The sequence below is a fragment of the Endozoicomonas sp. YOMI1 genome (assembly GCF_024606345.1).
Lineage (GTDB): Bacteria > Pseudomonadota > Gammaproteobacteria > Pseudomonadales > Endozoicomonadaceae > Endozoicomonas.
Map to the genome: position 1 here is coordinate 1 of NZ_JAHHPM010000176.1, position 19,621 is coordinate 19,621.

Annotated in this window: 20 protein-coding genes; all 20 read left to right on the top strand. The window is 49.4% G+C overall.

Annotation, left to right across the window (positions count from 1 at the left end):
- Positions 1–217 precede the first annotated feature (217 nt).
- The 20 genes from KDK15_RS06225 (at position 218) to KDK15_RS06320 (ending at position 19,356) form a co-directional block, all read left to right on the top strand.
- Positions 218–406, top strand: a complete 189-nt coding sequence (locus tag KDK15_RS06225; protein ID WP_257294501.1) for a hypothetical protein — start codon at positions 218–220, stop codon at positions 404–406.
- Entirely contained in the window at positions 381–827 is a 447-nt protein-coding gene (locus tag KDK15_RS06230) for a mannosyl-3-phosphoglycerate phosphatase (RefSeq protein ID WP_257294502.1), read from the top strand. Before KDK15_RS06225 ends, KDK15_RS06230 begins: the two co-directional genes overlap by 26 nt.
- Before the next feature lie 334 nt (positions 828–1,161).
- On the top strand, positions 1,162–1,959 hold the full coding sequence (rpsB, locus tag KDK15_RS06235; protein WP_257294503.1) for a 30S ribosomal protein S2: 798 nt from the start codon (positions 1,162–1,164) through the stop codon (positions 1,957–1,959).
- A 231-nt stretch (positions 1,960–2,190) separates the two neighbouring features.
- Positions 2,191–3,051 (top strand): translation elongation factor Ts, encoded by an 861-nt coding sequence (gene tsf, locus KDK15_RS06240; RefSeq protein WP_257294504.1) that lies wholly within the window; start codon positions 2,191–2,193, stop codon positions 3,049–3,051.
- Positions 3,052–3,306: 255 nt separating this feature from the next.
- Positions 3,307–4,038 carry a UMP kinase gene (pyrH, locus tag KDK15_RS06245; protein ID WP_257294505.1) on the top strand — a complete coding sequence of 244 codons (732 nt, stop codon included), beginning with the start codon at positions 3,307–3,309 and terminating at the stop codon, positions 4,036–4,038.
- Between the two features lie 2 nt (positions 4,039–4,040).
- On the top strand, positions 4,041–4,598 hold the full coding sequence (gene frr / locus KDK15_RS06250; RefSeq protein ID WP_257294518.1) for a ribosome recycling factor: 558 nt from the start codon (positions 4,041–4,043) through the stop codon (positions 4,596–4,598).
- Between the two features lie 207 nt (positions 4,599–4,805).
- Complete coding sequence (gene uppS / locus KDK15_RS06255; protein WP_257294506.1) at positions 4,806–5,585, top strand: polyprenyl diphosphate synthase; 780 nt, start codon at positions 4,806–4,808, stop codon at positions 5,583–5,585.
- Positions 5,579–6,382 (top strand): phosphatidate cytidylyltransferase, encoded by an 804-nt coding sequence (locus KDK15_RS06260; RefSeq protein WP_257294507.1) that lies wholly within the window; start codon positions 5,579–5,581, stop codon positions 6,380–6,382. Before uppS ends, KDK15_RS06260 begins: the two co-directional genes overlap by 7 nt.
- Before the next feature lie 3 nt (positions 6,383–6,385).
- Positions 6,386–7,600 (top strand): 1-deoxy-D-xylulose-5-phosphate reductoisomerase, encoded by a 1,215-nt coding sequence (gene ispC / locus KDK15_RS06265; RefSeq protein ID WP_257294508.1) that lies wholly within the window; start codon positions 6,386–6,388, stop codon positions 7,598–7,600.
- Positions 7,597–9,000, top strand: a complete 1,404-nt coding sequence (rseP, locus tag KDK15_RS06270) for a sigma E protease regulator RseP (RefSeq protein ID WP_257294509.1) — start codon at positions 7,597–7,599, stop codon at positions 8,998–9,000. Before ispC ends, rseP begins: the two co-directional genes overlap by 4 nt.
- A 178-nt stretch (positions 9,001–9,178) precedes the next feature.
- On the top strand, positions 9,179–11,506 hold the full coding sequence (bamA, locus tag KDK15_RS06275) for an outer membrane protein assembly factor BamA (protein WP_257294510.1): 2,328 nt from the start codon (positions 9,179–9,181) through the stop codon (positions 11,504–11,506).
- A gap of 106 nt (positions 11,507–11,612) precedes the next feature.
- Complete coding sequence (locus tag KDK15_RS06280; RefSeq protein WP_257294511.1) at positions 11,613–12,122, top strand: OmpH family outer membrane protein; 510 nt, start codon at positions 11,613–11,615, stop codon at positions 12,120–12,122.
- Between the two features lie 6 nt (positions 12,123–12,128).
- Entirely contained in the window at positions 12,129–13,142 is a 1,014-nt protein-coding gene (gene lpxD, locus KDK15_RS06285; RefSeq protein WP_257294512.1) for a UDP-3-O-(3-hydroxymyristoyl)glucosamine N-acyltransferase, read from the top strand.
- A gap of 110 nt (positions 13,143–13,252) precedes the next feature.
- Positions 13,253–13,693: a 3-hydroxyacyl-ACP dehydratase FabZ gene (gene fabZ / locus KDK15_RS06290; protein WP_257294513.1), complete on the top strand. Its 441-nt coding sequence runs from the start codon at positions 13,253–13,255 to the stop codon at positions 13,691–13,693.
- Positions 13,694–13,764: 71 nt separating this feature from the next.
- Positions 13,765–14,547 (top strand): acyl-ACP--UDP-N-acetylglucosamine O-acyltransferase, encoded by a 783-nt coding sequence (gene lpxA, locus KDK15_RS06295; RefSeq protein WP_373691343.1) that lies wholly within the window; start codon positions 13,765–13,767, stop codon positions 14,545–14,547.
- Positions 14,547–15,725 (top strand): lipid-A-disaccharide synthase, encoded by a 1,179-nt coding sequence (lpxB, locus tag KDK15_RS06300; RefSeq protein WP_257294514.1) that lies wholly within the window; start codon positions 14,547–14,549, stop codon positions 15,723–15,725. Before lpxA ends, lpxB begins: the two co-directional genes overlap by 1 nt.
- An 87-nt stretch (positions 15,726–15,812) precedes the next feature.
- The gene (gene rnhB / locus KDK15_RS06305) at positions 15,813–16,430 is read left to right on the top strand and encodes a ribonuclease HII (RefSeq protein ID WP_257294515.1); all 618 of its coding nucleotides are present in this window, start codon (positions 15,813–15,815) and stop codon (positions 16,428–16,430) included.
- Between the two features lie 97 nt (positions 16,431–16,527).
- Positions 16,528–17,844, top strand: coding sequence for an ankyrin repeat domain-containing protein (locus KDK15_RS06310; RefSeq protein WP_257294516.1), 1,317 nt, complete (start codon positions 16,528–16,530; stop codon positions 17,842–17,844).
- A 445-nt stretch (positions 17,845–18,289) separates the two neighbouring features.
- On the top strand, positions 18,290–18,685 hold the full coding sequence (locus KDK15_RS06315) for a hypothetical protein (RefSeq protein WP_257294517.1): 396 nt from the start codon (positions 18,290–18,292) through the stop codon (positions 18,683–18,685).
- Positions 18,686–18,714: 29 nt separating this feature from the next.
- Positions 18,715–19,356: a ShET2/EspL2 family type III secretion system effector toxin gene (locus KDK15_RS06320; RefSeq protein ID WP_257294520.1), complete on the top strand. Its 642-nt coding sequence runs from the start codon at positions 18,715–18,717 to the stop codon at positions 19,354–19,356.
- The last annotated feature ends 265 nt before the right edge of the window (positions 19,357–19,621 follow it).

The following is a 19,621-nucleotide window of genomic DNA, read 5'->3' on the forward strand; positions in this document are numbered from 1 at the left end:
GAGCCTTGGATCATAACAACGAATGTTGCGCTCGTTGCGGTTTTAATCAAGAGTATAAAGCTCTGATTCACACTCTAACCTTCTTGACATGAGTTGTGCCTTGTAACATTGGCATGGGAACTGCCTCGTATTATCGCATTCAAGATCAAGTGATAAACGGAGTTATTGAATGAATGCTATTTATCAAAAACGTTTTAGTTGAGCGGATGGTTTATTGATGGCAGCAACAGCGCCGGGGATACTGGTTTTTACCGATCTTGATGGCTCCCTTCTGGACCATAATCATTATGGCTGGGCAGCCGCTCGACCGGCTCTGGAATTGCTGAGTGAGCGTGAAATACCGGTCATTTTTAACACCAGTAAAACCTTTAAAGAGGTGCTTGTTATTCAGCGACATGGGCATTGATCAGCCATTTATTACTGAAAATGGCATGGCGACGACGATTCCTGCGGACTGTTTCCGGGATTCCTGCGAAACCGAGCGCACCCACTTTTTTCACGGTCAGCCTTATCGCAGCATCCGGCGGATTTTATCCAATATCCGGCATCAACATGGTTTCCGGTTTACCGGCTTTGGTGACCTGACTGAGGATCAGGTGGCAAAAGTTACCGGGTTATCAATTGATGAGGCCGGTAAAGCCATGACCCGAAAGGCCAGTGAGCCGGTGATCTGGCGTGGTGGTGACGCAGAACTGCGGGAGTTTTTCAGGTTGCTTGAGTCGCAAGGGCTTCATCTGACAAGAGGAGGGCGTTTTTATCATGTTTCCGGGAAAGGGGATAAAGGGCTGGCTTTGCAGGTGTTGCTGAAAAGGTATCAGCAGGAATAACCGAGTCTGCTGTTCCGGATATATTGGAGCGGCTTTATGATGCGGTGGAAGAAGATAACCAGCGTTTCAGCTGATGGTAGAAAAAGTTTCGAAATTTGTCTGGGTATGGTATAAAGCGCCACTTGATTTCGAGATGCGATTTCAAAATGGGGTTCATTTCGGATAGTCTCAGAACTGAGCAAAATGGATCCCTTTAAACTTAATATGTTGATAAAAGATCTCACATTCACCGACACATGGTTCCGGGTGCCAGATTGTCAATCCGTTATACGGATCATAATCTGGTCGAACACATGGGGTGTTTGGAGGCATAACCCTGAATCAGGAGATTCCCATGACTCAAGTCACTATGCGTGACATGCTCAAGGCTGGCGTGCATTTCGGTCACCAGACCCGTTACTGGAACCCGAAGATGAACAAGTTCATCTTTGGTGCACGCAACCGAATTCATATCATTAACCTTGAGCACACCCTGCCTGCCTTTAATGGTGCTCTGCAGTTCATCGGCAAACTGGCTGAAGGCAAGAACAAGGTTCTGTTTGTTGGTACCAAGCGTGCTGCCGGCAAGATCATTCGTGAAGAAGCTACTCGCTGTGGCATGCCTTACGTTGATCACCGCTGGTTGGGTGGTATGTTGACCAACTACAAGACTATTCGCCAGTCCATCAAGCGTCTGCGTGATCTTGAAAGCCAGCGTGACGACGGTACTTTTGAAAAACTGACCAAGAAAGAAGCGCTGATGCGCAGCCGTGATCTGGAAAAACTGGATCGCAGTCTGGGCGGTATCAAGGACATGGGCAGTCTGCCAGACGCTCTGTTCGTTATCGACGTTGAGCATGAGCGCATTGCCATTCAGGAAGCCAACAAGCTGGGTATTCCGGTCATTGGTATCGTGGATACCAACTCCAGCCCTGAAGGTGTGGACTACATCATTCCAGGTAATGATGATGCGATCCGTGCTATACAGCTGTACCTGAAGGCTGCTGCTGATGTGATTCTGGAAGGTCGTGTCCGTGCCAGCACTGGTGCTGAAGACGAGTTCGTAGAAGTCGAAGAGCCTGCTGTAGCTGAGGCACCAAAGGCTGAGGAAGCTCCCAAGTCTGAAGAAGCGGAAGGTTCTGAAGAAGCCTGAGGCTTCGAAGATCCGGCTTCAGGCAGTATCTAATTAAGCTGGTCTTATGACTGGGCTGCAGGGTGGTTTCCTTTGGGATTGTCCTGCAAAAATAACAGATGCTGTTTGCCGATTTTGGAAAAGAGTAAGGGGGCTTTTGGCCCCCTTTTTTCCGATGTACAGATAACTATTCTTTTATGCCATTGATTTGATGGTGGCATAAAAAGACTGTCAATTTGCGAGGAATCAACCATGGCAGCTATTAGTGCAGCACTGGTAAAAGAACTGCGTGAGCGTACTGGCCTGGGCATGATGGAGTGCAAAAAAGCACTGGTTGAAGCACAGGGTGACATTGAAGTTGCAATCGAAGAAATGCGTAAGTCCGGTCAGGCAAAAGCGGCCAAGAAAGCCGGTCGTATTGCTGCGGAAGGTATTGTAGCGGTTAAAGTGGCGGACGATGCCAGCTTTGGTGTACTGGTTGAAGTTAACAGTGAAACTGACTTCGTTGCCCGTGACGATAACTTCCTGGGTTACGTGCAAAAAGTCGTTGATGCGGCTTTTGCCCGTAAGGAAGCCGATGTTGCTGCCCTGATGGAAGGCGAGCTGGAAGAAGCCCGTCAGGCGCTGGTTCAGAAGATCGGTGAAAACATCGGTGTTCGCCGTATCGCTATCGTTGAAGGCGGCGTGATTGGCTCATACGTTCACGGTAACAAGCGTATCGCCGTTCTGACCAAACTGGAAGGTGGCGATACTGAACTGGCTCGCGATATTGCCATGCACGTTGCGGCTGTTAACCCACAGGTGGTTAACAAGGAAGATATGCCGGCTGAGCTGGTAGAGAAAGAGAAAGCGATCTTCCAGGCTCAGGCTGAGCAGTCTGGCAAGCCTGCCAATATCATCGAGAAGATGATCGAAGGTCGTATCAGCAAGTTCCTGGCAGAAAGCAGCCTGGTTGAACAGCCTTTCGTTAAAGATCCTGATACCACTGTTGGTGCCCTGGCCAGGAAAGCCGACGCTGCTGTATCCAGCTTTGTACGTTTTGAAGTGGGTGAAGGTATCGAGAAAGAAGAAGTGGACTTTGCTGCTGAAGTTCGCGCTCAGGCAGGACTGTAATAAAAAGGCCAGCCCATTGGGTTGGCCTTTTCATGTCTATCCGTAGCTGATGGTTGATTTTCAGGTTTTCTCCATGGGAAAGTTTCATGGATAAGAACGTCAACTGTCAGAACACATCAACTCGCTGGCTGGTTGGTTAGAGCAGATCATTTTCGGCCAGATGATTCATCGAATGCAGCTTTCATGGCTGATTTCCACATGGTAGCGCATTTGCGGGATGTGTGTAATTTAGCCAACCAGACTCGGAAACTGAACATGCCGTCAAGTGATAGTCAACCGAAATACAAACGTATATTGCTGAAACTCAGTGGTGAAGCTCTGCAGGGTGAGGGTGAGTTTGGTATTGATCCCAGGGTTCTGGATCGAATGGCCCTGGAAATCGGTCAGTTAGTAGGGATCGGTGTACAGGTTGGTATCGTTATTGGTGGTGGAAACCTCTTTCGAGGCGCTGCCCTGAGTGCTGCAGGCCTGGACCGGGTAACCGGTGATCACATGGGGATGCTGGCAACCGTGATGAATGCCCTTGCCATGCGTGATGCCCTTGAACGATCCAATATCAATACCCGGGTGATGTCAGCCATTCCCATGAGTGGTGTTGTTGAGCATTATGATCATCGCCGTGCCATGAGGTATCTCAACTCTGGCGATGTGGTGATTTTTTCTGCTGGTACCGGAAATCCATTTTTTACTACCGACTCAGCGGCCTGTCTGAGAGGCATTGAGGTAGGCGTTGATGTTGTTCTCAAGGCCACCAAGGTTGACGGTGTCTATGATAAAGATCCGGTAAAGCATTCTGATGCGGTTAAATTTGATCAGCTGACCTATGATGATGTCCTGGAGCGCAAACTGGGCGTTATGGATTTAACGGCGATTTGCCTGGTGCGCGATCAGCAGATGCCTGTTCGGGTGTTTAATATGAACAAATCCGGCGCTCTGTTAAATCTTTTGGTTGGCGGTAATGAAGGAACACTGGTAAACGGGGGTTAATGATGATCAATGAGATTAAAGATGATGCCAAAGAGCGTATGGGCAAAACCATTGAATCGTTGACGGTTGCCTTCAACAAGATTCGTACCGGTCGGGCCCATCCAAGTCTTCTTGATGGTATTAAGGTGTCTTACTATGGCTCGGAAACACCGTTGAGTCAGATGGCTAACATTTCTGTTGAAGACGCTCGTACGCTCGCAGTACGTGTCTGGGAAAGACAGATTGTTCCTGATGTTGAAAAGGCGATTCTGAAGTCTGACCTGGGGCTGAATCCTTCTACTGCCGGTGAAGTTATTCGTATTCCCCTGCCACCGCTGACCGAAGAAACCCGCAAGGGCTATATTCGTCAGGCGCGTCAGGATGCGGAGAATGCCCGCATTGCTATCCGCAATATTCGCCGTGATGCACTGGCTGATATTAGAGAGCTGGAAAAGGAAAAAGTGATCAGTGAAGACGATGAGCGTCGTGGTCAGGATGATGTTCAGAAGCTGACTGATCAGTTTATTGCTCAGGTTGATAAAAATCTTTCTGTCAAGGAAGAAGATCTAATGGCGATCTAATGGCTGACTGTAATGATTTGCAGTCACTGCCTTGTCTGGTATATCAGTCAAGAACCATTCAGACCAGAGTCAGATGGTAATGAGTGCAAAACTTCAGGCGTCAGCTGTCTTTTGATGCTTTGTGGGTGCTTGCTTTTTACGGCAGGCTCCTGCAAGGTTCTACTGTTACACTTTTTTTACCTGCCAATTTTCAGATCGTCTTAATCCATGGCCAATACATCGTTACAGGGAAAAAGCGGCATTCAGGGAGTTCCGCCAGAGAGGCTGCCGCGCCATGTGGCTATCATTCTTGATGGGAACAACCGCTGGGCCAAACGGAAACACCTGCCCGGACTCGCCGGGCATCGCGCTGGTGTTAACCGGGTCCGTGAGGTGGTTGAAGCCTGCGATGAACAGGGTGTTGAAGTGCTCACGCTGTTTGCGTTTAGCAGCGAGAACTGGAATCGGCCGGTCATTGAAGTGAATGGCCTTATGCGCCTGTTCCTGGGCGTTCTCAAGCGAGAGGCTCGACGGATGCAGAAAAAACGCATCCGGTTGAAGGTCATTGGCGACATTACCCGATTCAGTCCTGAAATTCAGAAATATATTCATGAAGTAGAAACGCTTACTGCCAATGATTATTCAGTGACCCTGGTTATTGCTGCCAACTACGGTGGTAGGTGGGATGTCGCTTCTGCGGCACGGCAACTGGCTGAAAAAGTGGCGCGAGGTGAGCTTGATGCTAAAGATATTGATGAGTCTGCCATTGAGCAACATCTGAGTACGTCGGGTTTGCCTGCCCCTGATCTATTGATTCGTACCAGTGGTGAGCAGCGAATCAGTAACTTTCTGTTGTGGCAATGTGCTTACAGTGAGTTTTACTTTACCGACACCTTGTGGCCGGATTTTGGTCGTAATGAATTACAGCAGGCCCTGCTGAGCTACGCCCGTCGCCAGCGACGATTTGGCAAAACCAGCGAGCAAGTGGAGGCTGAAACACTGTGCTGAAAGAGAGAGTTATAACTGCTGCTACATTAGCGCCAGTGGCGCTGACAGGCGTTTTTTTATTACCGTTAACCGGTTTTGGCTGCTTTATTGCCGCTATTATTATGCTGGCGGCCTGGGAATGGGCAAACCTCTCGGGTTTTGAGCAACAATCTGTACGTCTGATCTATGCGTTGGCTATTGGTGTTTTTTGTGGTCTGACACTTTTTTTACCTTCCTCTCTGATCCTTGGTCTGGCTGCTGTCTGGTGGCTGATCGCCTTTATCCTTGTCAGGCAATATCCCCGGAGCGGGCGCTGGCTTGAGAGCAGGCCTCTCAGATTATTGATGGGTTTGCTTACCCTGGTGCCCGCATGGCTGGGTCTTTATGAACTCAAACAAATGCCAGGTTCAGCCTGGTTGATCGTTACTCTTCTGGTGCTGGTCTGGGCGGCAGACTGTGGTGCTTATTTTGCTGGTAAGCGTTTTGGTAAAACAAAGCTTATTGAGCGGGTCAGCCCTAAAAAGACGCTGGAGGGGCTGGTCGGTGGCTTACTGGTCTCAATGCTGATTTCAAGTCTTGTGACGTTGTCTGGCAGTATCAGCTTTTTTCAGGGGGTGTCATTGTTGATTCTGACCATACTGACTGTTCTGGTTTCCGTTCTGGGCGACCTCTGGGAAAGTGTTTTGAAACGTTACCGGGGGGTTAAGGACAGCGGAAGCCTGCTGCCTGGTCATGGTGGTGTGCTCGATCGAATTGATAGCCTGACTGCTGCCGTTCCGATATTTACTCTTTATGTCATGATAATCAGGGGTGTGTAGGTCATGACTGTATCATGTTCTCAATTCGGTAGGCTGCGGGTTTGTGTGTTGGGATCCACAGGGTCTATTGGCAGAAGTACTTTGGATGTTATCGCTCGCAACCCGGATCAATACAGCGTGCATTCGTTAATAGCGGGCAGAAATGCGGATGTTATGCTGGAGCAGGCTCGTCAGTTTCAGCCGCAATATATCGTTATGGCGGATGAGCGGGCAGCCAGCAGTCTCAGGGCAGATCTTCAGTCTGAAGGCCTGGGCATTTCCGTTGAGTCCGGCCCGGAGGCCATGAACCAGGTGGCGGCCGATGGTGATGTGGATGTGGTTATGGCGGCCATTGTTGGTGCTGCAGGGCTATCGCCAACCATGGCTGCGGTTCGTGCCGGGAAAAAAATACTTCTGGCGAACAAGGAAACGCTGGTGATGACCGGTACTTTGTTCATGGATGCGGTTAAGGCGTCTGGTTCTGTGCTCCTTCCTATCGATAGTGAGCATAACGCCATTTTTCAGTGCTTGCCTGCTGATCACCACAGGGGGCTTGAGCGGGCAGGGGTCAGACGAATATTACTGACCGCTTCCGGAGGTCCATTCCGACAGTCTCCGGTAGAAAGTTTTGCCGCTGTGACGCCTGAACAGGCCTGTGCCCATCCAAACTGGAGTATGGGGCGTAAAATTTCGGTAGACTCTGCCACGATGATGAATAAGGGGCTTGAGTTTATTGAAGCATGCTGGTTGTTTGATGCCCGTCCCGAGCAGGTAGAGGTGGTGATTCATCCGCAAAGCATCATCCACTCAATGGTGGATTATGAGGATGGCTCGGTACTGGCTCAGATGGGAAATCCGGACATGAGAACGCCCATTGCCCATGCGCTGGCATGGCCGGGAAGAATACCATCCGGTGTTGCTCCCCTGTCTCTGACTGAGATCGCCAGACTGGATTTCTATGCTCCGGACATGATGCGTTACCGTTGTTTGAAGCTGGCCCAGGATGCGGCACGCAGCGGTGGTACAGCAGCTGCTATGCTCAATGCTGCCAATGAAATTGCCGTTGATGCATTTCTGGAACGCAAACTGCGTTTTGACTGCATACCTGAAGTTATTGATGCAACATTGCAGACCTTACCGGTCATGAGTGTCGGAGACATAGATCAAGTGCTGGAAGCTGACAAGGAAGCCCGCTATCTGGCCCGGAAACAGGTTTCACAAATGCAGGGTGTTGCATGATTTTTGAATCGCTTTTGTCGGAGATAGCTGACTCAGCACAGACCATATTTGCTTTTGTAGTGACCCTTGGAATACTGGTGAGTATTCACGAGTATGGTCACTTCTGGGTGGCCCGCCGTTGTGGTGTTAAAGTGCTCCGGTTCTCTGTGGGCTTTGGCAAGTCATTGTGGCGTTGGACTGATCGCCATGGCACTGAATACAGTATTGCTGCAGTACCGCTGGGTGGCTATGTCAAGATGCTGGATGAGAGGGAGGGGCCGGTTCCCGTTAATGAACAGCACCTTTCCTTCAATAGTAAGTCTGTTCTTGCCCGAATTGCGATTGTCGCTGCCGGGCCTGCAGCTAATTTTCTGCTTGCCGTTTTTGCCCTCTGGCTCATGTATATGGTGGGTGTTCGTACCCTGATGCCTCAGGTTGGCGAAGTGATTCCCGATTCTCCGTCTGCCGTTGCAGGCATTCACCCCGGTGATGAAATTGTTGCCGTGAACGGTGTTGAAACGCCGGGCTGGCAGGCAGTGAACATGGAGCTGCTGACCTACATTGGTGAGAGCAGAAATCTTAATTTCTCTATCCGGGCTGGCGAACCCGGAGAAGCTTCAGAGGGTGCTGTACGGGATAAAAATATCGCGATAGTTGACTGGCTGGTTAATGAAGAGCAGCCAAACCCCGTGCGTTCCCTGGGTATTGTGCCTTACTCTCCTGTTATCCCTGCAGTGATTGGTCAGTTAGCGGACGATGGGGCGGCAGCGAGAGATGGTCTTGAATCAGGTGATAAAATCCTGCGTGTTAATGGGGAAACCGTTATTGACTGGATGCACTTTGTTGAACTGGTCCGTGACAATGCTGGTCAAACGCTGCAATTGCTGGTTGAACGGGATGGCGTTAGTCAGGACATGCAATTGACCCCGGGCAGTCGATCCACTGATGGGGTGACAACCGGTTTTATCGGTGCAGGTGTCCAACAGGTTTCCTGGCCAGAAACCATGATTCGCCATTTACAGTTCGGGCCGGTTGAATCGCTGGTAAAAGGTACCCGGGCGACTTGGTCGCTGACCAGCATGACACTGGAGTCCCTCTGGAAGATGGTTGTCGGGCTTGTTTCGGTTAAAAACTTGAGCGGTCCGATAACCATTGCTAAAGTGGCTGGCGCGTCCCTTGAGTCTGGACTGGAAAATTTCCTCTATTTTCTGGCAATGTTGAGCGTCAGTCTTGGGGTGTTGAACCTGCTCCCTATACCCGTGCTGGATGGCGGCCATCTGCTTTTCTACCTCGTAGAAATGGTCAGGGGAAAGCCGCTTTCTGAGAAAATACAGACACTGGGTTTGAAAATCGGGGTAACGTTTGTTGTCGGAGTGATGATGCTGGCCATGTATAACGACCTGAGTCGCCTCTTTCAATGACACGTCGGGTCAAACTGATGCGCTGCCTGAAGAGGCTGTAACAGCATTGTTTTGACCATCAAATATCCAGGTGAAAGAAAAGCACTTTGCGCTCTGCGCATCATTGAATAGCGGTGTGGAAATTGAAGAACATGTTTTTCACGTTAATGCGAAATGAACACGGATAAGAACGGATTCCATGAAGCGATCACTGTTGTCTCTGCTGATTGGCTCTATAGCCATCGTGCCTGCTGCACAGGCCTTCGTCGTCTCAGATATCCGGATTGATGGCCTGCAACGGGTTTCAGCCGGGACAGTTTTTAATGCCCTGCCGGTTGAGGTTGGTGATGATATTGAATCACCGGATATTGCCGGGGCCGCCCGGGCACTTTACCAAACCGGGTATTTCAATGATATTCGTATGGCCCGTGAAGGCGATGTGCTGGTGGTTGCAGTAGTTGAGCGACCCTCTATCAGCGCAATTGAGATCAAGGGCAATAAGGCTATCAAGACGGAAGACCTGATGACTGGTCTGGAGCGCTCCGGTCTGGCGGAAGGTGAGATTTTTCAGCAGGCCACGCTGGAAGCGATCCGTCTTGAACTTGAGCGTCAATACGTTGCCCAGGGGCGCTATGGTGCCAGGATCACTGCCGATGTTGAAGCACAGCCCCGTAACCGGGTGAAGTTGCGAATCAATGTTAAGGAAGGCAAGGTTGCTACCATACAGCACGTCAATGTTGTGGGAAATACGGCCTTCCCCAAGGATAACCTTATTGACCTTTTTGAGTTGCAGAAAACCGAGTGGTATCAATTCTTCAGTTCTGCGGATAAATACTCCCGGGAGAAACTGTCCGGTGACCTGGAGCGTTTGAGGTCATGGTACCTGGATCGGGGTTATATCAACTTCAATATTACCTCCACCCAGGTTTCTATCAGCCCTGACAAGCAGAGTGTGTATATCACGGTCAACGTTGATGAAGGCGATAAGTACACAGTCAGTGACGTCAAGCTTGCCGGTGATCTGGTTATTCCCGAAGACGAGGCAAGAAAGCTGCTGCTGGCCCAGCCGGAGCAGGTGTTCTCCCGTAGACTGATCACTACCACTGAAGAGATTCTGAGCCGCCGCCTTGGCAACGAAGGGTATACCTTTGCCAATGTGACCGGAATTCCCAAACCGGATCATGACAGCAAAACCGTTGAGTTAACCTTCTTTGTTGATCCGGGTCGAAGAGCGTATGTCCGACGGATTAATTTCTCCGGAAATACCAAGACCGATGATGAGGTGCTACGTCGGGAAATGCGCCAAATGGAGGGTGCTTCTGCCAATACCCAGAAGATTGAGCAGTCCAAGGTGCGGCTTGAGCGCCTGGGGTATTTCAAGGAAGTCAATGTTGAAACGCCTCCGGTGCCGGGAACCAGCGATCAGATTGATGTCAATTACACCGTAGAGGAGCAGCCTTCCGGTAGTGTCACGGCCAGTATCGGTTACTCCCAGTCTGATGGTTTGTTGCTCGGTGGCTCTGTCAGCCAGAATAACTTCCTGGGAAGCGGAAACAAGGTCACCGTTGGTCTGAACAAGAGTGATGTCAGCCAACTCTACAATTTCAGTTTTATGGATCCCTATTACACCATTGACGGTGTATCCCGTGGTTTTGATTTCTACTATCGAACCTATGATTACAGTGGTTCGGACATCTCGAGTTATGCGGCTGACACTTTTGGTGGTAACGTCCGTTTCGGGTATCCATTGTCTGAAACAGAGTCCATTAATTTCAGTCTTGGGGTTGATGGTACGGAAATTACCACCGGTTCCGGCACTCCCAGGGTTATTCTGGATTTTCTGGGTAAAGAAGGGCGCAAGTTTACCAATATCAAGACGTCGCTGGGCTGGTCGCAGTCAGAGCTGAACCGTGGGCTCCTGCCAACGGCGGGTTTTTCGCAAAGCGTCTCGCTGTCTGCCGCAATTCCGGGTTCAACGACCACATTTTATAAGCTGGTGTATCGAGGTCAGTACTTCCAGCCCATTACCCGCAGTCTGACGGCGCGTTTTGCCACTCGTCTGGGCTATGGCGGTGCCTATGGCAGTACTTCTGAAATGCCGTTCTTTGAGAACTTCTATGCCGGTGGATTCGGTTCCGTCAGAGGTTACAAGGACAACTCGCTGGGGCCAAAGGCTCCGCAGAGTGATAATGCTAATGATTTTAACAGCATGGGTGGAGATGTAATGGTTGAAGGGACGGTTGAAGTGTTGTTCCCTCTACCATTCGTGAAAGACCAGCGCTCATTAAGAACCAGCGTGTTCTTTGACTTCGGTAATGTCTTTGATACCACCTGTCCTACTGGTGTTGATATGGTGGGCTGCTATAAACCGGATCTGGCAGAACTACGATACAGTACCGGTGTTGGTCTGACCTGGATTACTCCTTTAGGCCCGTTGACCTTCAGTCTGGCGAAAGCACTTAAGGTTAAAGATCAGGATAAGGACGAAACCCAGACCTTCCAGTTCTCCCTGGGTGCTCCATTCTAATCAAAGCCCTCTTTTAAGAGGGCATTTTACGTAATTAAAGGGTGCTATCAGGCACCTTTTCTTTTCTTTATAATGCCCTTTTTTTACCGTTTTCAGGAGATTTATTTTGAAATCAATCAGACTGGCATTCCTGGCCCTGATTATGCTGGCCCCTCTGGCCAATGCTGCCACTACTGGCAGTAAAATTGGTGTACTTGATACGGTGATGGTGTTGAGTGAATCCAATGCAGGCAAACAATACGCCAAAAAGTCTGAATCCAAGTTCAAGCCTCAGTTAGTCGCTCTGCAGAAGCTGGAGAGTGAAGTTCGTAATATGCAGGAAAAGCTGCAGAAAGATGGCCCGACTTTGAGCGCCGAGCAGTTGAAAGTTCGTCAGCTGGAGTTACAGCGCAAGTATGAAGACTGGCAACTGAAAGGACGCCAGTTTCAGACTGAAAGGACAGAAGCGGATAATGCGGAGCGGGAAAAGCTGCGGCCAAAACTGCAGGCTGCCATCGATAAAGTCATTAGTGAGTTAAAGCTGGATCTGGTCATTGATCGTCAGATGACCATCTATGGCAGTCCTGGTATTGATATTACCCGCAAGGTCATCGAAAGCCTCAACCAGATGAAGTAATGAATCATGACTGATGTTTATACTTTGTCACAACTGGCAGGAAAGTGTGATGCCCGGCTGCAGGGAGATGCGGATAAGCAGGTCTCAGGTCTGAATACCCTTCAGGATGCGCAGGGGCATGAGTTAAGCTTTCTGGCCAATCCGGCCTATGCCAGATATCTGGAAACCACTCAGGCCGGTGCGGTTATTCTCTGCCCTGATTCGGCCAGCGGGTTTTCCGGAAATGCCCTGATTCTTGATAACCCATACCTGGGTTATGCCCGGCTCTCCTTCCTGTTCGATACTGACCGTGGTGGCAATAAAGGTATTCACCCCAGTGCCGTGGTTGATGAGACCGCGATTGTGGATGCTACGGCTGCCATTGGTGCCAACGTTGTTATTGAGGCAGGTGTTCAGATTGCCGCCGGTGTGCGCATTGATGCCGGTACAGTGGTTGGTCACGACTCCTTGCTTGGCGCAGATGTTCACCTTCATCGTAATGTTACGGTCTGCCACGGTGTCACCATCGGCGATCGAACCATCATTCATTCCGGAGCAGTGATTGGTGGTGATGGTTTTGGTAATGCACATGCTGATGGCCGCTGGCACAAAATCGCCCAGATTGGTGGTGTAGTGATCGGTAGTGATGTTGAAATTGGCAACAACACCTGTATTGACCGTGGTGCCCTGGGTAATACGGAAATACACAGTGGTGTCCGTCTGGATAACCTGATTCAGATCGCTCACAATGTGGTGATTGGCGAGAACACGGCCATTGCCGCCGGTGTCGGTATTTCCGGAAGTACAACGATTGGTAAAAATTGTACTATTGCCGGAGCAGCCGGTTTTGCCGGTCATCTGACCATTGCTGATGGTACGTTTATCAGTGGCATGGCCATGATTACACGCTCAATTACCAGGGCTGGCTCCTATTCCTCGGGTACTGGTTTTATGGAGAGTCGCGAGTGGCGGAAAAACGTGGTTCGTTTCCGGCAATTGGATGATCTGGCCAGGCGGGTTAAACAGCTGGAGAAACAGTGATTAAGTACGCTGAAACCCATCTGCTAATTAGCGGTGAGAATTATTACGGTAAAGAAAAGGCTGGTTTTCCAGCCTTTTTCTGTTACATCGAAGATTAGAGTTTATGGCGAATGAGACGAATTGAGGTAATTAAGGAGATCCTGCCCCATCGGTATCCTTTTCTGCTGGTGGATCGGGTTCTTCATGTGGATATAGATAATGGCACCATTGAGTGCCTTAAAAATGTATCCAGTAATGAGCCACATTTTAATGGTCATTTCCCGCAGCACCCGGTGATGCCGGGTGTTTTGATTATTGAAGCGATGGCTCAGTCAGCAGGCATCCTTGGTTATCACATTCGTAAGGCGGATGGCGACACAATCTACTATTTTGCCGGAGTGGATAAAGTGCGTTTTCGCACACCGGTGGTTCCTGGTGATCAATTGATTCTCCGTGCAAAACTGTTGGCACTGAAACGGGATATCTGGAAATTTGCCTGTGAGGCGGTGGTTGATGGTAATATTGTCTGCTCTGCAGAAGTTACGTGTGCAAGAAAGGAAATAAAATCTTGAGCGACACACTCTCCGTTACTGATTCTGAAGCTGCCAGGGCTGTTGAAGCCATTAGCCCGTTGAAAGCCGATATTCATCCAACCGCCAGGGTTCATCCCTCGGCCATTGTCGAACCGGGTGCCCGTATTGGTGAAGACGTTGACGTTGGGCCATGGACTTATATTGGGCCGGGTGTTGAAGTGGGCATGGGTACCCGTATCCACTCTCACGTGGTGATCAAGGGCCCAACGGTTCTCGGGAAAAACAACTGTATTTTTCAGTTTTCCAGTGTTGGTGAAGAATGTCAGGACAAAAAATACGCTGGTGAACCTACACGCCTGGAGATTGGTGATAACAATATTATCCGTGAAGGCTGTACGATCCATCGTGGCACCATCCAGGATCAATGGTTGACTTCTATTGGCAGTAACAATTTGCTGATGGCCTACGTTCATGTGGCCCATGATTGTGCTGTAGGCGACAACTGTATTATTGCCAATAATGTGGCACTTGCTGGTCATGTGATTGTTGGCGATAGCGCCATCCTGGGTGGTTACACAACGGTACACCAGTTCTGCAAGATTGGTGCCTTCAGTATGAGCGCTGCCCATACGGCACTGTTTAAAGATGTACCGGCATTTATCATGTCCAGTGGTAATCCGGCTGAAGCCCATGGTATGAACTTTGAAGGTATGCGTCGCCGGGGATACACGCTTGAACTGATCAGCAAACTGAGACAGTGCTACAAGATCATTTACCGTCAGGGGTTGAGAACCGCTGAAGCGATTGATCGTCTCGAGAGTATGGAGCCGTTACCGGAAATTCAACTGCTGATTGACTCTCTGAAATCATCAAGCCGTGGTATTACCCGGTGATGCAGTCGGCTGATTCTCACCCAGGGGTATCATTACGTGTGGCAGTGGTGGCAGGAGAAGCCTCAGGGGATATTCTCGGGGCCGGGTTGATCCGGGAAATCAAACGACAATATTCGGATGCTTACTGCTATGGCATTGGCGGTCCTTTGATGCAGTCAGAGGGTTTTGACAGCTTGTTTCCCATGGAGCGGTTATCGGTGATGGGACTGGTTGAGGTTCTGGGTCGTCTGCGAGAACTGCTGGGTATTCGCAAACAGTTGCGGGAGCGGCTGATTGCCGATCAGCCCGATGTATTTATTGGTATTGATGCCCCTGATTTTAACCTGGCCCTTGAGCGCAGGTTGAAAGCTTCCGGTATTCCAACCGTGCATTATGTCAGCCCCCAGGTATGGGCCTGGCGTGAAGGCCGTCTGAAGAAAATCCGGCACTCGGTAGACCATATGCTGGCACTGCTGCCCTTTGAAGCGGACTATTACAGGGATCATGGTGTACCAGTGACCTTTGTTGGCCATCCCCTGGCTGACCAGATTTCGATGAATCCGGATCAAGACGCAGCCAGACAGACTTTAGGGGTCATTCATGGCGGTGGGCCGGTGATCGGACTCTTGCCGGGAAGCCGAAAAACAGAGATAGCCAAACTTGGTCAATTATTTCTTGCGACCGCTCGCCTGCTCAGGAAAGATTTCCCGGATGCCCGTTTTTTAATTCCCTGTGCCAATGAGCGGCGAAAAAAACAGCTTCTACCCATTGTCAGTGAGTTCCCGGATCTTGATGTTAGGGTCTATGATGGTCAGGCACAATCAGTCATGGCCGCATCGGATGCGATTCTGACCGCCTCGGGAACCGCTGTTCTTGAAGCGGCACTGCATAAAAAGCCGCTGGTTGTCAGTTATAAAATGGCACCGCTCAGTTTTGCCATTATCAGCCGGATGGTTAAGGTCAAATATGTCTCTCTGCCAAACCTTCTGGCCGACCGAGAGTTGGTACCTGAAGTGTTACAGGACGATGCTACCCCGGAAAACCTCCGGGTTTTGATCAAGAAGGCGATTGAGGATCAGGAGTACAGAGGGGCTCTGAAACAGTCTTTTATGGAGATTCACCATCAACTGAAGCAGGATGCCAGCAGGTTGGCCTTCCAAGCGGTGATGTCAGTCATTCAGCAGAAAAAGAGCCTTTAGAGGACTAAGTGCCCTCAAGCGGGTAGAGAGCCCTCAGCGGGTAGAGAGCCCTCAGCGGGTAGAGAGCCCTCAGCGGGTAGAGAGCCAATGAAGCAAAATCAATTTGACTGGTGTGAAACCAGTGACACAGGAATAATGGTTGCCGGCGTTGATGAAGTGGGCAGAGGTCCATTGTGTGGGCCAGTGATTGCTGCTGCAGTCATCCTGGACCCTGCCCGCCCGATTGAAGGTTTGAATGACTCCAAAAAACTGTCGGAGAAAAGGCGGGAGACGCTTTTTGACATTATTTGTCATAACGCCCTGGCCTGGTCACTGGGCAGGGCTGAAGTTGCAGAAATCGATGAACTGAATATTCTCCATGCCACCATGCTGGCAATGCAGCGGGCGGTTGAGGGGTTATCGGTCAGGCCTGAACTGGCTTATATCGATGGTAACCGCTGTCCAACGCTTTCCTGTCGTGCAGAAGCCATTGTAAAAGGCGATAGTCGTGTTCCTGAGATTGCTGCCGCATCTATCATTGCCAAGGTGACCCGCGACCGGGAAATGTTGATTATGGACAGACAGTGGCCGGGTTATGGCATCGCAGGGCATAAAGGTTATCCAACCAGGGTCCATCTGGAAGCGTTAAGAAAGTTGGGGCCTGCTCCCGTTCATCGTCGTTCCTTCAAGCCGGTTCGGGAGCTCTTGGCTGGCGTGGTCAGTTAGTCCAGCCAAACACAATCTGCGATTCCGGTTGAACTAAACATCAAATTTTTAATCTAACCTCTCAAGTGAGTTTGACCACAGCACCCTGGCGGTAGTTATGGATTCAATTAGCCGATCTTCTGGATTCTCCTATCAGCGATTTGATGGGGTTGATTCTGCCATTTCTAAAGCAATCTGTGACAACCCCTACAATGAGCCCCCACCACTGGCGGCATGCAGGGTCGGCGATCTCAGCTGCCTTAAAAGAGAGCTGGAAAAGGACTACACTGTCGTATACAAGAGTTACCGTTCCGGAAAAACCGGGGATATGGTTTCTTTGCTTTTTGTTGCAGTTGCTAAAAGGCACGTTGAGCTGGCCCAGCTGCTGATCAACAAAAGGGCTGATGTTAACTATGTTACTCAAGTTGGGTGGACGCCGCTCAGTTATGCTGCCGCAGCAGGGAATATTGAGCTGGCCCAGCTGTTGATCGACCATGAGGCTGAGGTTAACCAGGTTGTTGGAGAAGGGTTCACGCCGCTCATTCTTGCTGCGAAATACGGGCGTGTTGAGCTGGTCCGGCTGCTGATCGACTATGAGGCTAAGGTTAATCAAGCGACTGCAGACGGGTCCACGGCGCTCAGTTATGCTGCGGAAAAAGGGCGTGTTGAGGTGGTTCGGCTGCTGCTCAACAATAAGGCTGATGTTAACCTGGTTACTTTACACGGGTCCACGCCGCTCAGTTATGCTGCGGAAAAAGGGCATATTGAGGTGGTCCGGCTGCTGCTCAACAATGAGGCTGGTGTTAACCTGACTACTTTAGATGGGGACACATCGCTTCGTTTTGCTGCGGCAGAAGGGCATATTGAGGTGGTCCGGCTGCTGCTCAACAATGGGGCTAATGTTAACCTGGCCAGTCTACACGGGTCTACGCCGCTCAGTTATGCTGCGGAAGAAGGGCATATTGAGGTGGTCCGGCTGCTGCTCAACAATGAGGCTCATGTTAACCAGGCTACTAGTAAAGGTAACACGCCGCTCTCTTTTGCTGTGAAAAAAGGACATGTTGAGGTGGTCCGGCTGCTGATCGAAAACGGTGCTGCTGTTAACCAGGCTAATGAAAAAGGGGCCACGCCGCTTTATTTTGCAGCCAGGCAGGGTAACAATAAGATTGTTGAACTCTTATTAGCCAATGGTGCAGATCCAAACAAAAAAGCGGAAAGATTTCGACTGTGGCGTCTTTCGCTCACCAGGTCACCTGAGGCAGCCGCTCGGCGTTATCACGGAAATAGAGAAACAGTGGAAATGATAAAAGCAGCCAAAGCCACAAAAAAAAGAACAATTGTTCCATCCAGTGAATGCTCACCACTGCTTGCCGGTCAATCTGCTTCTTACAGTGCCATTCGGCAGCCATCCATTGGGCCAGAAAAATCGTTGTAAATTTCAGGTTTTTAATGATCGGGATTCTATAATATTGGTTATTTTTTCAAATATGCCAATTGTTTTAACATTGTTCACCAGCTCCCGGGCAACATAAATGCGAGCTTTACTGCCAAATAGGATGAGTGTCATCCTGAACCTTATTCCTATAATTCCGAATGCTGTGCAGGCGGTGTCCGGCGTATAGAAGGCATGACTCTGTACCGGGCTTTCCTATGGAACTGCGGGAACCAGTCGTGCGGATGTTAAGGGAGACTCCTTAGTCCAACTTTTCACTAAATTCAATAAAATCCAATAAATAGATACCCCACCAAGCCATCCTGCTTGCAACAGCAAACTTCACTCATTCCTGAACAGAGGAACAGCCGTGGAACTTATTAGTACTTTTACACTCTAAAATAAATAAATAAATCATTAGAATTTAGTAACAAAGGATTATCTCGTAATGGATCTAATAAAACTTGATGCTCAATTCGCACTGTTATATTCATGGCACAGACATGCAGAATCCTTACTGCCAATCAGGGCCATAAAATGTCTTTTTAATGGCATCAAGGCATATTTTGGTTGTTACTGTATCAGCGCTCTAGACAGTAACACCCAAAAGATGATGAAAGAACACCCAAATGCACGGTATACCCAAAAACTCCGTAAACCATTGAATGTTTATGACATTAGCATCCCGTCAGCCTGTAAGAACTCAACGCCTTATATTTCTGATAAGATTGATAAACTGCATGATGAAGGGCGCAAGCTTCAGGTTAAACTTGCTTTCAATGAGAATGGCAGTGTTGCTCCAATCCCCATATTTAACTCTGATAACTCCTCCCCCCCCCCATAAATCTTAATGGTAAAGTTCACCGCTCTGATATTGACACCAGAGAACTTGTACCTGGAGAACTTATAGTCTGTCGACATTTCGCCTGGGCTTATGCCACAAAAGTGTTTGGTCGGGGAAAAAAGACTTTTGAAAAAATAAACACCCCGGAAAAAATACAGTCAATCGCTGCCAATACACATCTCGAACCTATAATACTACGTGGGAACGTAATTCCAAATGAAGAAGACAACCATGACATACCCTACTGCGCTGATGGATATTATTTCCGTAAAGGAACGTTTTCTAAGGCTCTTGCCAAGCTGGTAGATAAGCACTGGAATATGGCGGGTGGCGATGAAAAGAATTTCTTTTTTTTAACATTAAATGATGTAGTTGAACACGCAATGGCCCTGAGATTAAAGAGGCAGGATGGGTGCATGAAGGTTATTTTTTACGACCCTAACGCGACACTCAGGCACAAAACATTCCTTCTCTCGGAACCCGGTTTGGCTGAACACATTACCGATGAAGACCTTCGAATCAGGTACTATAAAGGAGTACTTATGAATATTGATGACAGTAAGAAATCTGTTGATGAATGTGATATCCAGTTCTTTGGCAGCTCACATAGTACCCAGTTCAAGTTTCTTGCGGAACATACCGGGCATGTGGATCATCCCTTATTCAGGTAGCCACAGCCCCGTTAAACACAGCCCTGTTAAAAACAGGTTCTCCTGCTCTCTTATGATAGGCACGAAATTTTTCAACTCAATCGAATAGATAGATACCCAAGGTAGCCCAAAATTCCCACGGCATCGGCCATAATATCCCCGTTCTCTTTTCAAGAGCGCTGCCCGCTACCTGCCTCTCGCTCCCCGTAAAAGCAACAGTGAATTCTTTACCTGCCTTTCACCACCCCGATTGATATTTTCCTGAAATCTGATGTCAAAGGACTGA

Excerpts from the sequence above, each read along its gene's own strand:
- uppS (WP_257294506.1), top strand. The coding sequence starts at position 4,806 with ATGGCCAATACATCGTTACAGGGAAAAAGCGGCATTCAGGGAGTTCCG.
- KDK15_RS06315 (WP_257294517.1), top strand. The coding sequence starts at position 18,290 with ATGGATCTAATAAAACTTGATGCTCAATTCGCACTGTTATATTCATGG.
- KDK15_RS06310 (WP_257294516.1), top strand. The coding sequence starts at position 16,528 with ATGGATTCAATTAGCCGATCTTCTGGATTCTCCTATCAGCGATTTGAT.
- rseP (WP_257294509.1), top strand. The coding sequence starts at position 7,597 with ATGATTTTTGAATCGCTTTTGTCGGAGATAGCTGACTCAGCACAGACC.
- lpxB (WP_257294514.1), top strand. The coding sequence starts at position 14,547 with ATGCAGTCGGCTGATTCTCACCCAGGGGTATCATTACGTGTGGCAGTG.
- rpsB (WP_257294503.1), top strand. The coding sequence starts at position 1,162 with ATGACTCAAGTCACTATGCGTGACATGCTCAAGGCTGGCGTGCATTTC.
- pyrH (WP_257294505.1), top strand. The coding sequence starts at position 3,307 with ATGCCGTCAAGTGATAGTCAACCGAAATACAAACGTATATTGCTGAAA.
- bamA (WP_257294510.1), top strand. The coding sequence starts at position 9,179 with ATGAAGCGATCACTGTTGTCTCTGCTGATTGGCTCTATAGCCATCGTG.
- KDK15_RS06225 (WP_257294501.1), top strand. The coding sequence starts at position 218 with ATGGCAGCAACAGCGCCGGGGATACTGGTTTTTACCGATCTTGATGGC.
- tsf (WP_257294504.1), top strand. The coding sequence starts at position 2,191 with ATGGCAGCTATTAGTGCAGCACTGGTAAAAGAACTGCGTGAGCGTACT.
- lpxD (WP_257294512.1), top strand. The coding sequence starts at position 12,129 with ATGACTGATGTTTATACTTTGTCACAACTGGCAGGAAAGTGTGATGCC.
- ispC (WP_257294508.1), top strand. The coding sequence starts at position 6,386 with ATGACTGTATCATGTTCTCAATTCGGTAGGCTGCGGGTTTGTGTGTTG.
- frr (WP_257294518.1), top strand. The coding sequence starts at position 4,041 with ATGATCAATGAGATTAAAGATGATGCCAAAGAGCGTATGGGCAAAACC.
- fabZ (WP_257294513.1), top strand. The coding sequence starts at position 13,253 with ATGAGACGAATTGAGGTAATTAAGGAGATCCTGCCCCATCGGTATCCT.
- rnhB (WP_257294515.1), top strand. The coding sequence starts at position 15,813 with ATGAAGCAAAATCAATTTGACTGGTGTGAAACCAGTGACACAGGAATA.